We start from the raw sequence: 12,976 nt of genomic DNA on the forward strand, positions 1-12,976 counted from the left end.
GGCGCCTTCTACGGCAAAGGGCAACAAAAAGGGCGTACGGCTGGGTCGCCGTACGCCGGGGCGGGCCAGGGGCCCGGGGTCAGGTCGGGTGTCAGGCCTCGTGGGCGGGCCGCGAGGCCTGACGGGCGGTCTCCGCGCGCTGGAGGGCGGCGTCCACGGCCGCGTCCTCCTTGGTCTTGTTGCTGCCGCCCTGGGTCTTCACGATCACCCGGATCACGCCGATGAAAAGCACCGCCATGACGACCGGGGGCACAAGCGCTGAGACGTAGTCCATGGCTCCAGGGTAGCCAGGTCAGCCCGCGGCCAGTTGCTGCGGGGGGCTTGCCGGGCGCTGGGGCGGTTTGCGGCGGGGGAAGACCTCGCCCGGGGTGGGCACGGGACGGCGGCTCGGGGCCGGTTTCTCGGCGGGTTTCTTCGCCGGTTCCGCGGGCTTGGCGGGTTGGGCGGGCTTGGCGGGCTGCTCGCCGGGGTGCTCGGCGGCGAGACCGCCGGGGAGGGCGAGGAGGGGGGTGCGGCAGGCGGGGACGGTGGGGGCGGGGGCGGTGCGGTCGAGGAGGGCGGCGGCTGTGGGGTTGCCGCGGAGGGCGCGCAGGGCGGCCCGGTCGTCGGGGGTGGGGCGGTACCCCGTGTGCAGGACCTCCTCCAGGAGGGTGAGGTAGCCGACCGCGGTGCCGGGGAGGGCGGCGCGGTAGCGCGCCAGGTCGGCCACGAGGAAGGCCCGCAGCCGGGCGCCCTCGCGGGTCGCCTCGTCGAGGGACTCGGCGAGACTCAGGCAGTCCTGGACGTCCTCGGCCGAGGGGCGACCGGGGTGAAGGGCAAGAGCGAGAGCACGGCGGAGCACACGCAGCTCCTCCACACCGAACGCCATGCCGCCGCGGGATCCGTAGGGCGTGGGCATACGCCGACAATACGAGCTAATCAGACAAACTCGATGGATCGGTCAGGTGTGGCGCCACAGAACCACACGGGTGGGCGTGGTTGGGCGCAGCCGCTGGCAGTCGTGCCGCTGGGGGCGCGGCACGGGTGGGCGCGGCGCCGGGCCGCGCGACCCACCCCGAGCCGCGCAACCCCTCACATACGGGACACGTTCCGCTCGTACACCAGCCGAAGACCGATCAACGTCAGCCACGGCTCATGCTCATCGATCACATGGGACTCGCCCAGCACCATCGGCGCCAGCCCGCCCGTAGCGATCACCGTCACGTCGTCGGGATCCTCCGCCAGTTCCCGGGACATCCGCGAGACGACCCCGTCGACCTGCCCGGCGAACCCGTAGACGATGCCCGCCTGCATGGCCTCGACGGTGTTCTTGCCGATCACACTCCGCGGCCGGGCCACCTCGATCTTCCGCAGTTGCGCGCCCTTGACGCCGAGCGCGTCGACGGAGATCTCGATGCCGGGGGCGATGACCCCGCCGATGTACTCCCCGCGCGCGCTCACGGCGTCGAAGGTCGTCGCCGTACCGAAGTCGACGACGATCGCGGGACCGCCGTAGAGGTCGACCGCGGCGACCGCGTTGATGATGCGGTCCGCGCCCACCTCCTTGGGGTTGTCGGTGAGGATGGGCACGCCCGTCTTGACGCCCGGTTCGACCAGGACCGCGGGCACGTCGCCGTAGTAGCGCCGGGTGACCTCGCGCAGCTCGTGCAGGACCGAGGGGACGGTCGCGCAGATGGCGATGCCGTCGATGCCGTCGCCCAGCTCGTCGCCGAGGAGCGGGTGCATGCCCATCAGGCCCTGGAGGAGGACGGCCAGCTCGTCTGCGGTGCGCCGGGCGTCCGTGGAGATGCGCCAGTGCTCGACGATGTCCTCGCCGTCGAACAGGCCCAGGACGGTCTGGGTGTTGCCTACGTCGATCGTCAGCAGCATGGCCCTACTCCGCGGCCCGCAGGTCCAGGCCGATGTCCAGGATCGGCGAGGAGTGCGTGAGGGCCCCTACGGCGAGGTAGTCGACGCCGGTCTCGGCGTAGGCCCGGGCGTTGTCCAGGGTGAGGCGGCCGGAGGCCTCCAGGGCGGCGCGGCCGTGGACGACGGCCACCGCCTCCTCGCACTCGATCGGCGTGAAGTTGTCCAGCAGGATCAGGTCGGCGCCCGCGTCCACGACCTCGCGGAGCTGGTGCAGGGTGTCGACCTCCACCTCGACGGGGACGTCCGGGAAGGCCTCCCGTACGGCCTTGAAGGCCTGCGAGACGCCGCCCGCGGCGACCACGTGGTTGTCCTTGACCAGGGCCGCGTCCGAGAGGGACATGCGGTGGTTCACGCCGCCGCCGCAGCGGACCGCGAACTTCTCCAGGGAGCGCAGGCCCGGCGTCGTCTTGCGGGTGTCGCGGACCCTGGCCTTGGTGCCCTCCAGGGCGTCCGCCCACGCGCGCGTGGCGGTCGCGATGCCGGAGAGGCGGCACAGGATGTTCAGCGCGCTGCGCTCGGCGGTCAGCAGGTCGCGGGTGCGGGTGGTGACCGAGAGGATCTTCTGGCCCTCGGTCACGGCGTCGCCGTCGTCGACGTGGCGTTCGACCTCGAACTCGTCCGTGCAGACGATCGAGATCACCGCCTCGGCGACCCTGAGGCCCGCCACGACGCCCGCCTCACGGGCGACGAAGTCGGCGGTGGCCACGGCGTCCTCGGGGATGGTCGCGACCGTCGTGACGTCCACGCCGCCCGCCAGGTCCTCCTGGATGGCCACGTTGGCGATGTCCTCGACCTCCAGGGGGTCGAGTCCGGATTCGGCCAGGAGCTGGGCGAGGGAGGGGTCGAGGCCGCTCTCGGCGTACGCCTCGTCGGCGCCGCAGGCGCAGCCGTCGCCGCAGCCGCCGCTCTGGGCGAGGGGAAGGTCAGGGGTGGTCACTGCTGTCACTGCTCCTGGGGCCGGTGGGGCGGGAGGGTAGGGGGGAAGTCTGCGGTGTCGGTGGTGTGCACGGCCAGCGTGCGGTCGGGATTCAGCCGTACGACGATGTGGCGGCGCCAGGTGTCGTCGTCGCGGTCGGCGTGGTCCTCCCGCCAGTGGCAGCCGCGGGTCTCCTCGCGCTGCTGGGCGGCGGCCACCAAGACGCGGGCCACGCACAGGAGGTTGGTGGTCTCCCAGGTGTCGACGCCGGGCTCGGCGGTCTTGCCGTTCTCGGTGAGCGCGTCCTTGGCCTCGGTGTGCAGGTGCTGGAGCTGCTCGGCGGCGCGGGCGAGGGAGGCGGCGGAGCGCAGCACGCCCGCGCCCTGGGTCATGATCCGCTGGATCGCGAAGCGGGACTCCGGGGCCAGCAGCGGGTGCGCCGGGTGCTGCGGCTGCGGGACCGGCTTGGGCACGCGCGCGTGGAGGGCGTTGCGGCGGTGGGCCACCGCGATGTCATGGGCGATGCGCTCGGCGTAGACCAGGCCCTCCAGGAGGCTGTTGGAGGCGAGCCGGTTGGCGCCGTGGACGCCGGTGCAGGCGACCTCGCCGCACGCGTACAGGCCGGGGACGGTCGTCCGGCCCTGGGAGTCGGTGCGCACGCCGCCGGAGGCGTAGTGGGCGGCCGGGGCGACCGGGACGGGCTCGGTGACCGGGTCGATGCCGTGGGCGCGGCAGGCGGCGAGGATCGTGGGGAAGCGGTGTTCCCACATGTCGGCGCCGAAGTGCCGGGCGTCGAGGTACATGTGCTCGGCGCCCTGCTCCTGCATGCGGCGCATGATGCCCTTGGCGACGATGTCCCGGGGGGCGAGTTCGGCGAGTTCGTGCTGTCCCACCATGAAGCGCACGCCGTCGGCGTCGACCAGGTGGGCGCCCTCGCCGCGTACCGCCTCGGAGACCAGGGGCTGCTGTCCCTCGGCGTCGGGGCCGAGGAAGAGGACGGTGGGGTGGAACTGGACGAACTCCAGGTCGCTGACCTCCGCCCCGGCGCGCAGCGCCAGGGCCACGCCGTCGCCCGTCGACACGGACGGGTTGGTGGTCGCGGAGAAGACCTGGCCCATGCCGCCGGTCGCCAGGACCACGGCGGGCGCGTGGACGGCTCCCACGCCGTCGTGCTGGCCCTCGCCCATGACGTGCAGGGATACGCCCGCGGTGCGGCCGTCGGCGTCGGTGAGCAGGTCGAGGACGAGCGCGTTCTCGATGGCGCGCACGCCACGCGCGCGTACCGCCTCGACGAGGGCGCGGGAGATCTCCGCGCCGGTGGCGTCGCCGCCCGCGTGGGCGATGCGGCGGCGGTGGTGGCCGCCCTCGCGGGTGAGTGCCAGGTCGCCCTCGGCGGACTCGTCGAAGTGCGCGCCGGTCTCTATCAGGCGGCGGACCGCGCCGGGCCCCTCGGTGACCAGGATGCGTACCGCCTCGACGTCGCACAGGCCCGCGCCCGCGACCAGGGTGTCGTCGAGGTGCTGTTCGGGGGTGTCGCCCTCGCCGAGGGCCGCGGCGATGCCGCCCTGCGCCCAGCGGGTGGAGCCGTCGTCGAGGCGGGCCTTGGTGACGACGACGGTCCGCAGGCCCGCCGCCTCGCAGCGCAGGGCGGCGGTGAGGCCCGCGACGCCGGAGCCCACGACGACGACGTCCGCGGCGATGGACCAGCCCGGGGCGGGGGCGTGCAGTCGTATCCCTGTGCTGGTCACAAGGCGGCTCCGAAGGTGAGGGGGAGGTTGTCGATCAGCCGGGTCGTGCCGACCCGGGCGGCGACGGCGAGGACGGCCTCGCCGGTGAAGTCGTCGTCGGCCTCGGTGAAGTCGGCCGGGTCGACCAGGGCGAGATAGTCCAGGACGAGCGGCGGGTCGAGGCGGGCGGCCTCGTCGAGGACCAGGCGGGCCGCCGCGCGGACGGCCGCGGGGCCACCGGGGACGGCCTTGGCGACGGCGTGCGCGTCGGCCGCCGCGCGGGACTCCCCTATGGCGCTGAGCGCCTCGGCACGCGCGTGCGAGGAGGGCACTTCCCGCGCCCGCGCGCGCAGCGCCTCCAGCGCGGCGTGCCGGTCCAGGCCCGCGAACAGGGCCCGGGACAGCGCGAGGGCGGTACGGCGCTCCTGGGGGGACAGATAGCGGTTGCGGCTGGACAGGGCCAGGCCGTCGGACTCGCGGACCGTGGGTACGGCGACGATCTCCACGCCGAAGTTCAGGTCCCGCACCATGCGGCGGATCAGCGCGAGCTGCTGGGCGTCCTTCTGGCCGTAGAGGGCTGCGTCGGGGCGGGTGAGGTGGAGCAGCTTGGCGACGACGGTGAGCATGCCGTCGAAGTGGCCGGGGCGGGAGGCGCCCTCCAGGCGTTCGCCCATGGGGCCCGCGGTGATCCGCACCTGCGGTTCGCCGCCGGGGTAGACCTCGTCGACGGACGGGGCGAACACCACGTCGGCGCCCGCCTGCTCGGCGAGCTTGACGTCCGCCTCCAGGGTGCGCGGGTAGCGGTCGAGGTCCTCGCCCGCGCCGAACTGGAGGGGGTTGACGAAGACGGTGACGACGACTTCGCCGTGCGGCCCGGCGATCTCGCGCGCGGTGCGGATCAGCGTGGCGTGGCCCTCGTGCAGGGCGCCCATGGTCATCACGACGGCGCGGCGTCCGCCACGCGCGCGTGTCCGCAGTTCCTCGGCGGTGTGCAGCAGGGCGGTGGTCATCCGGCGTCCCCTTCGGTGCCGTGGGCGAGTACCCCGAGGAGGTCCTCGGCGAGTTCCGGCTTCAGCAGGCCGTGCGCGAGGGCCCGGTCGGCGGTGGCGCGGGCCATCGCCAGATACCCGGCGACGGTCTGCGGGGCGTGCTTGCGCAACTCGGTGACGTGCGCGGCGACGGTGCCCGCGTCGCCGCGCGCGACCGGCCCGGTGAGGGCGGCGTCGCCGGAGCGCAGGGCGTTGTCGAGGGCGGCGCCGAGCAGCGGGCCGAGCATCCGGTCGGGGGCCTCGACACCGGCCGTGCGCAGCAGCTCCATGGACTGCGCGACCAGGGTGACCAGGTGGTTGGCGCCCAGGGCGAGGGCCGCGTGGTACAGCGGGCGGTTCTCCTCGGCGATCCACTCGGGCTCGCCGCCCATCTCGATGACGAGCGCCTCGGCGGCGAGCCGCAGTTCGTCGGGGGCGGTGACGCCGAACGAGCATCCGGCGAGCCGCTGCACGTCGACGGGGGTGCCGGTGAAGGTCATCGCCGGGTGCAGGGCCAGCGGCAGCGCGCCGGCGCGCAGGGCGGGGTCGAGCACCTTGGCGCCGTACCGGCCGGAGGTGTGCACGAGGAGCTGTCCCGGCCGTACCGCGCCGGTGGCGGCGAGGCCCTCCACGAGGTCCGGGAGGGCGTCGTCGGGGACGGTGAGCAGGACCAGCTCGGCGCGCTCCAGCACCTCGGCGGGGGTGACGAGGGGGATGTCGGGCAGCAGTTGCGCGGCCCGCCTCCTGGAGGCGTCGGAGACCCCGGAGACGGCCACCGGGCGGTGCCCGGCGAGTTGGAGTGACGCGGCGAGTGCGGGGCCGACCCGACCGGCGCCGACGACGCCGACGGTGAGCCGCGCGGGGCGGTCCTTGGGGTCTGGTTGTTGGACTGTACTCACGCGACGGAGGCCTTCCCGTTCCAGTCCGCTCTGGGTACCGGACGATTTCTCGTCATGTTAACGCGATTGGTTCGAGCGGCGTTCGGTTGTCCACAGGCTGTGGGTTTCCGTGACCGGACCGCGTACGCCGTCGACGGGAGCGCGGGAGGAAATGCGGGTGCCCGCGCGGGGTGCCGCCCGGCATGATTCCGGACCATGGCTGACACGCGTGATGACACGACCGGGACGACTGTCGAGGAGGAGCGCACGGAGCGCTACCGGCGCCGCAAGGCCGCCTACCGGAGCGCGAAACGGGCGCTCGCGCGTCTCGGTGTGCACGCCACCCTCCGGCAGCGCCTGGCCGTGCTGGACGCGGCGGCCGAGGTGTACGACCTGGACCAGCCCGCCGACCTGTACGGCGACGGCATCGTGGAGGCCCTGGAGAAGAAGGTCGCCGAACTGCTCGGCACGCAGGCCGCCGCGTTCTTCCCGACCGGCACCATGGCCCAGCAGGTGGCCCTGCGCTGCTGGGCGGGCCGCACCGGGAACCGGACCGTCGCCCTGCACGGGCTCGCCCACCCCGAGGTGCACGAACGCAACGCCTTCAGCGAGGTCAGCGGGTTGCGCCCGGTCCGGCTGACCAGCGAGGCACGGCAGCCGACCGCCGCCGAGGTGCGGGACTTCGAGGAGCCCTTCGGAGCGCTGATGCTGGAGCTGCCGCTGCGGGACCCGGGCTATCTGCTGCCCTCCTGGGAGGAGCTGACGGAGGTCGTCGCGGCGGCGCGCGAGCGGGACGCGGTGGTGCACTTCGACGGCGCGCGCCTGTGGGAGACCACGGTCCATTTCGACCGCCCGCTGGCGGAGATAGCGGGCCTCGCGGACAGCGTGTACGTGTCGTTCTACAAGTCCCTCGACGGTTTCGCCGGTGCGGCGCTGGCCGGTCCTGAGACGCTGATCGCGGAGGCGAAGGCCTGGCGGCACCGCTACGGCGGCCAGTTGTTCCAGCAGTTCCCGACCGCGCTGTCGGCCCTGATCGGCCTGGAGCGCGAGCTGCCCCGGCTGCCGGAGTACGTACGGCACGCGCGCGTGGTGGCCGCCGCGCTGCGCGAGGGGTTCGCCGAGGCGGGGCTGCCGTGGGCCCGCGTGGCGCCCGAGGAGCCCGCCACGCACGACTTCCAGGTCTGGCTGCCGTACGACGTCGACGTGGCCGCCGAGGCCGCGGTCCGGGCCGCCGAGGCCACCGGCGTGATCCTCTTCGCCGGGCCGTGGGACCCGAAGGGCCCGGGGACGTCCTTCACCGAGATCCACGTGCGGGCCGCTGGCCTGGAGTGGACGGCGGACGACGTGAAGGAGGCGGTGGCGGAGTTCGTGGCGCGGCTGGAGGACGTCGTCGCCGAGAACGAGAAGCCGTAGCTCCCTCAGTCGGGGCGGATGTGCCGTACGCCGACCGCCGCCTGCCGCAGCCGGGTCCGCAAGGCGCCCTCGCGGTTGGGCTTCAGGGTGAGACCGGCCAGGACGGCGATGCGGTCGGCCGTCTTGGGGACGGTCGACTGGTCGGTCCACAGGTGCTCGGCGAACTCCGGTTCGCGCAGCCGCTCCAGGCAGTGGTCGAGCTGCCGTATCGCCCAGCTCTCCTCGCGCAGCGGGGCCTTCCTCCCGGCGATCCGCTGGAGGAGGCGCCCCGGGGCCCGCTCCCGCAGCCGTCTGAGGACGGTCTCGTGCTGGGCGAGGAGGGTGAAGTGGCGCACGTCGTGGCCCAGTTCGCCGAGCCGTCCGACGGTCTCCGCGAAGTGGCCGGGATCGGTGACGGTCATCGGGGCGATCACCACGCCGTCGTGCTTGCTCAGCACGAGGTCGAGCACCTCGACGACGCCCTGCCGCCAGGCCACCAGGTCCTGGAAGTCGCCGCGCAGACCGGGCGGCAGCATGCGGTTGAGGCCGAACCCGGCGTGCTCGGGGTCGCAGATGACGCTGCCGGGCAGGCGGCGCCGTATCTCGTGTGCGGTCTGTGTCTTGCCGCCCCCGAAGGGGCCGTTGATCCACAGGAGCATGCGCGGAGCCTACCGACGGCGGCGGGCTCCGTCAGCCGTGTCCGCCAGCGCGCACCAGACCCGTCTCATACGCCAGCACGACCACCTGCACCCGGTCGCGCAGCCCCAGCTTGGTGAGGATGCGGCCCACGTGCGTCTTCACGGTCGCCTCCGAGAGCACCAGCCGGGCCGCGATCTCGCCGTTGGACAGGCCCTGCGCGACGAGCACCATGACCTCGCGCTCCCGCTCGGTGAGCCGCTCCAGCGCCTTGTGCTGCGGCTCGCCACCGGGGCTGGGCAGCATCGGCGCGAACCGGTCGAGGAGACGCCGGGTCGTCGACGGGGCGACGACGGCGTCACCGCTGTGCACGGAACGGATCGCCGCGAGGAGTTCACCGGGCGGCACGTCCTTGAGCATGAAACCGGAGGCGCCCGCCTTCAGCGCGGAGAACGCGTACTCGTCGAGGTCGAAGGTGGTCAGGATCAGCACCTTCGGCGGGTTGGGGTCCGCGCAGATGCGACGGGTGGCCTCGACGCCGTCGAGCTTGGGCATGCGGACGTCCATCAGCACCACGTCGACGGGAGTGGAGCGCAGCACCTGAAGGGCCTCGACGCCGTCCCCCGCCTCCGCCACGACGTCCATGTCCGGCTGCGCGGCGAGCACCATCCGGAATCCGGTGCGCAGCAGTACCTGGTCGTCGACGAGCATCACGCGGATCGTCATCGGGTCCTCTTCCGTGTCCGTCTGGTCCGTGTTCCGGTGTGTCCGGTGGTCGGTGTGGTCAGTGTGGTCGGTGGTCGGTGGTCGGTAGTCGGTAGTCGGTAGTCGGTAGTCGGTAGTCGGTAGTCGGTAGTCGGTAGTCGGTAGTCAGTGTGGTCGGTGGTCAGTGTGGTCGGTGTTTCCCGCGCTCGCGGCGTTACAGGTGTCAACGCGGGGCGTGCGCCGACGTCAGTGCGCCGGTTTGAGCGGCAGCAGGGCGCTGATACGGAAGCCGCCGCCGGGGCGCGGCCCGGCGTCGAGAGTGCCGCCGACCATGCCGACCCGCTCCCGCATGCCGATCAGACCGTGGCCCCGGCCGTCCTCACCGCCCTCCTCGTACAGCTCGTGGGGGGCACCCTTGCCGTCGTCCTCGACGAGCAGTCCGAGACCGTCGTCGAAGTACACCAGGCGGACACTGGCGCCCGCGTTCGGTCCGCCGTGCTTGCGGGTGTTGGTCAGCGCTTCCTGCACGATCCGGTAGGCGGTCAGCTCGACACCGCTGGGCAGCGGGCGGGGGGTGCCCTCGATCTTGAAGTCCACGGGCAGTCCCGAGCCGCGGCACTGCTCGACGAGATCCTCTATCTGCTCGACGTCGGGCTGGGGGACGTACTCGCCGCTCTCCTGGTGTTCGCCGGTGCGCAGCACGCCGAGCAGGCGGCGCATCTCGGCGAGCGCCTGGCGGCCGGTGGAGGAGATGGTCTCCAGGGCCTTCTTCGCCTGGTCGGGGGCGGCGTCGAGGACGTAGGCGGCGCCGTCGGCCTGCACCACCATCACGGACACGTTGTGCGCGACGACGTCGTGCAGCTCGCGCGCTATGCGGGCGCGCTCGGCGGCGACCGCGACCTTCGACTGCGCCTCGCGCTCCCGCTCCAGGCGGGCCGCCCGCTCCTCCAGCTGGGCGAAGTAGGCGCGCCGGGTGCGGATCGAGTCGCCGAGCACCCACGCGAGCGCGAAGGGCACCGTCTGGAGTATCGCCAGCGCCAGATTGGCCAGCGGGCTCGCGTTCTCCTGCGGCCAGCGGAGCTGCGCCAGGGGTGCCGCGCACAGTCCGCCGACCAGCGCGAACCGCGAGGCCCAGCGGGGGCCGTCCGCGGCGACCGTGTAGACGATCACCAGCAGGGCGAAGTCGGCGGGCAGCGTGGCCACGTCCAGGACGAGCTGCGCCACGCCCACGACGGCCCCGAGCACCAGCATCCGCTCCGGCATCCGGCGGCGCAGCGCGACGACCAGGCACAGCAGCAGCGTGACCGGGACGACCACGGCTGGCAGCTGGGTACCGGTGGCCTCCTCACTGAACACCCCGCTCACGATGGACATCCCGAACAGGACGAGGGCCCAGAAGCCGTCGACCCACGTCGGGTGCCTGCGGAGGAAGTCATAGAGGCGCTGCACGTAACCCAGCGTAGGGAAACGAGATGCGTGCAGGAGTCAACCGGAGGACCGATCCGCACCGGCCCGGCGTACTCCGCAAGGTGGAGGCTGCGTTCCCCTGTGCGCCTGGTCCTGCCGCTCACGCGTGCGCTTAGCCTTGCCGCGTGACGGACGATGTGGCGGACAGTGCGGCGAGTGCATGGCGTGGCTGGCGTGCGGCGGCTCGGGAGGCCCTGTACGGGCCCCACGGGTTCTACCGCAGGCCCGAGGGCCCCGGCGGGCACTTCCGTACGTCGGTGCACGCGTCGCCGCTGTTCGCGCGGGCGGTGGCGGAGCTGCTGTGCCGGGTCGACGAGGTGCTGGGCGCGCCCGACGTGCTGGACTTCGTGGACATGGCGGCGGGCCGCGGCGAGCTGGTCACCGGGGTGCTGGCGGCGCTGCCCGAGGAGGTGGCGGCGCGCACGCGCGCGTGTGCCGTGGAGCTGGCCGACCGCCCGGCGGGGCTCGACCCGCGGATCGAGTGGCTGGCCGAGCCCCCGCGCGGGATCGTGGGGCTGCTGTTCGCCAACGAGTGGCTGGACAACGTCCCCGTCGACGTCGTGGAGGTGGACGCCGCGGGCGTGCCACGGCTGGTGCAGGTGCGCGACGACGGGGCCGAGCGGCTCGGGGAGGCGGTCTCGGGCCCGGCGGCACGGTGGCTCGCGGACTGGTGGCCGCTGCCGGACGAGGCGGGGCGGCGGGCGGAGATCGGGCTGCCCAGGGACGAGGCCTGGGAGGACGTCGTCTCCGGCGTCGAGCGCGGGCTGGCCGTCGCCGTGGACTACTGGCACACGGCGGACACCCGGCCGCCCTACGGCACCCTGACCGGCTTCCAGCAGGGCCGTGAGACGGCGCCCGTGCCGGACGGGTCGTGCGACGTCACCGCGCATGTCGCGCTGGACGCGTGCGCGCTGCCCGGCGGGCGCCTGCTCCCCCAGCGCGCGGCGCTGCACTCCTTGGGCATCATCGGCGCACGCCCCCCGCTCGCGCTCGCCTCCACCAACCCTGTGGCCTATGTGCGCGCCCTCGCGAGCGCCGGGGAGGCCGCCGAGCTGACCGCGGCGGGCGGACTCGGCGACTTCGGCTGGCTGCTCCAGCCGGTGGGTGTCGAGATCGAGGACGTACTGGGCGACTGAGGGCCCGCGTGAGGGCTACTTGTCGATGTCCCCCACCACGAAGAACAGCGACCCCAGGATGGCCACCATGTCCGCGACCAGCGTCCCCGGCAGCAGCTCGGTCAGCGCCTGGATGTTGTTGAACGAGGCGGACCGCAGCTTCAGCCGGTACGGCGTCTTCTCGCCCTTGCTGACCAGGTAGTAGCCGTTGATGCCGAGCGGGTTCTCGGTCCACGCGTACGTGTGCCCCTCGGGCGCCTTCAGCACCTTGGGGAGCCGCTGGTTGATCGGCCCGGGCGGCAGCTCGGCGAGCCGGTCGAGGCAGGCGTCGGCGAGGTCGAGGGAGTTGTGCGTCTGCGCCAGCAGGCACTCGAAGCGGGCGAGGCAGTCGCCCTCGCTCCGGGTGACGACCTTCAGGGTGTCCTGGAGTTCCCCGTACGCGAGGTAGGGCTCGTCGCGGCGCAGGTCGAAGTCGACGCCGGAGGCGCGCGCGATGGGCCCGCTCACGCCGTACGCCTGCGCGGTCTCGGGCGCGAGGACGCCCACGCCCCGCGTGCGCCCCCTGAAGATCTCGTTGCCGAGCACCAGGTCGTCGAAGACGTCCATGCGCGAGCGCACATCCGCCACGGCGGCACGCGCGCGTGTGGTCCATCCGGCCGGGAGGTCCTCCTTGAGGCCGCCGACGCGGTTGAACATGTAGTGCATCCGCCCGCCGGACACCTCCTCCATCACGTTCTGGAGGGTCTCGCGCTCCCGGAACGCGTAGAAGACCGGCGTGATCCCGCCCAGCTCCAGCGGGTACGAGCCCAGGAACATCAGGTGGTTCAGCATCCGGTTCAGCTCGGCCAGCAGCGTGCGCGTCCACACCGCGCGCGTGGGCACCTCCATGCCGAGCATCCGCTCCACGGCGAGGACCACGCCCAGCTCGTTGGAGAACGCCGACAGCCAGTCGTGGCGGTTGGCGAGCATGATGATCTGCCGGTAGTCGCGGGCCTCGAACAGCTTCTCCGCCCCGCGGTGCATGTAGCCGATCACCGGCTCCGCGTGCGTGATGCGCTCACCGTCCAGCTCCAGCCGCAGCCGCAGCACCCCGTGCGTCGACGGGTGCTGCGGTCCGATGTTGAGCACCATGTCGGTGCTCTCCGCCGCGCCACCGATCCCGACCATGGTCTCCGTCGTAGGAGTCATGGACACAGTCTCCCCT

At 73.1% G+C, this 12,976-nt stretch carries 13 protein-coding genes; 2 read left to right on the forward strand and 11 right to left on the reverse strand.

What is annotated here, in order from left to right; all coding sequences use genetic code 11:
* Positions 1-91: 91 nt before the first annotated feature.
* From ACFVQG_RS07790 to ACFVQG_RS07820, 7 genes are all read right to left on the reverse strand, one after another.
* Positions 92-274: a hypothetical protein gene (locus ACFVQG_RS07790; protein ID WP_383378062.1), complete on the reverse strand. Its 183-nt coding sequence runs from the start codon at positions 272-274 to the stop codon at positions 92-94.
* An 18-nt stretch (positions 275-292) separates the two neighbouring features.
* Entirely contained in the window at positions 293-868 is a 576-nt protein-coding gene (locus ACFVQG_RS07795) for a hypothetical protein (RefSeq protein WP_383379705.1), read from the reverse strand.
* A 203-nt stretch (positions 869-1,071) separates the two neighbouring features.
* Positions 1,072-1,869: a type III pantothenate kinase gene (locus ACFVQG_RS07800; RefSeq protein ID WP_383378064.1), complete on the reverse strand. Its 798-nt coding sequence runs from the start codon at positions 1,867-1,869 to the stop codon at positions 1,072-1,074.
* A gap of 4 nt (positions 1,870-1,873) precedes the next feature.
* On the reverse strand, positions 1,874-2,845 hold the full coding sequence (nadC, locus tag ACFVQG_RS07805; protein ID WP_383378066.1) for a carboxylating nicotinate-nucleotide diphosphorylase: 972 nt from the start codon (positions 2,843-2,845) through the stop codon (positions 1,874-1,876).
* A 5-nt stretch (positions 2,846-2,850) separates the two neighbouring features.
* A complete protein-coding gene (locus ACFVQG_RS07810; RefSeq protein WP_383378068.1) occupies positions 2,851-4,572 on the reverse strand; it encodes an L-aspartate oxidase in 1,722 nt (573 codons plus the stop codon).
* Positions 4,569-5,561 carry a pantoate--beta-alanine ligase gene (panC, locus tag ACFVQG_RS07815; protein WP_383378070.1) on the reverse strand — a complete coding sequence of 331 codons (993 nt, stop codon included), beginning with the start codon at positions 5,559-5,561 and terminating at the stop codon, positions 4,569-4,571. Before panC ends, ACFVQG_RS07810 begins: the two co-directional genes overlap by 4 nt.
* Positions 5,558-6,478: a Rossmann-like and DUF2520 domain-containing protein gene (locus ACFVQG_RS07820; RefSeq protein ID WP_383378073.1), complete on the reverse strand. Its 921-nt coding sequence runs from the start codon at positions 6,476-6,478 to the stop codon at positions 5,558-5,560. The genes panC and ACFVQG_RS07820 overlap by 4 nt, the downstream gene beginning before the upstream one ends.
* 195 nt (positions 6,479-6,673) lie before the next feature.
* Here ACFVQG_RS07820 and ACFVQG_RS07825 point away from each other — a divergent pair, with 195 nt between their 5' ends.
* Positions 6,674-7,870 (forward strand): threonine aldolase family protein, encoded by a 1,197-nt coding sequence (locus ACFVQG_RS07825; RefSeq protein ID WP_383378075.1) that lies wholly within the window; start codon positions 6,674-6,676, stop codon positions 7,868-7,870.
* Positions 7,871-7,875: 5 nt separating this feature from the next.
* Here ACFVQG_RS07825 and ACFVQG_RS07830 read toward each other — a convergent pair whose 3' ends face one another.
* The 3 genes from ACFVQG_RS07830 to ACFVQG_RS07840 form a co-directional block, all read right to left on the reverse strand.
* Entirely contained in the window at positions 7,876-8,508 is a 633-nt protein-coding gene (locus ACFVQG_RS07830; protein ID WP_383378077.1) for an AAA family ATPase, read from the reverse strand.
* 31 nt (positions 8,509-8,539) lie between these two features.
* The gene (locus tag ACFVQG_RS07835; RefSeq protein WP_383378079.1) at positions 8,540-9,211 is read right to left on the reverse strand and encodes a response regulator; all 672 of its coding nucleotides are present in this window, start codon (positions 9,209-9,211) and stop codon (positions 8,540-8,542) included.
* Positions 9,212-9,436: 225 nt separating this feature from the next.
* Positions 9,437-10,639: a sensor histidine kinase gene (locus ACFVQG_RS07840; RefSeq protein ID WP_383378081.1), complete on the reverse strand. Its 1,203-nt coding sequence runs from the start codon at positions 10,637-10,639 to the stop codon at positions 9,437-9,439.
* Positions 10,640-10,782: 143 nt separating this feature from the next.
* On the opposite strand from ACFVQG_RS07840, the gene ACFVQG_RS07845 reads away from it, so the two are divergent.
* Positions 10,783-11,793: an SAM-dependent methyltransferase gene (locus tag ACFVQG_RS07845; protein ID WP_383378083.1), complete on the forward strand. Its 1,011-nt coding sequence runs from the start codon at positions 10,783-10,785 to the stop codon at positions 11,791-11,793.
* A gap of 15 nt (positions 11,794-11,808) precedes the next feature.
* Here the strand turns inward: ACFVQG_RS07845 and ACFVQG_RS07850 are convergent, their stop codons facing one another.
* The gene (locus ACFVQG_RS07850) at positions 11,809-12,960 is read right to left on the reverse strand and encodes an NADH-quinone oxidoreductase subunit D (RefSeq protein ID WP_383378085.1); all 1,152 of its coding nucleotides are present in this window, start codon (positions 12,958-12,960) and stop codon (positions 11,809-11,811) included.
* Positions 12,961-12,976 lie beyond the last annotated feature (16 nt).

The organism is Streptomyces sp. NPDC057877 (assembly GCF_042796855.1).
GTDB lineage: Bacteria > Actinomycetota > Actinomycetes > Streptomycetales > Streptomycetaceae > Streptomyces.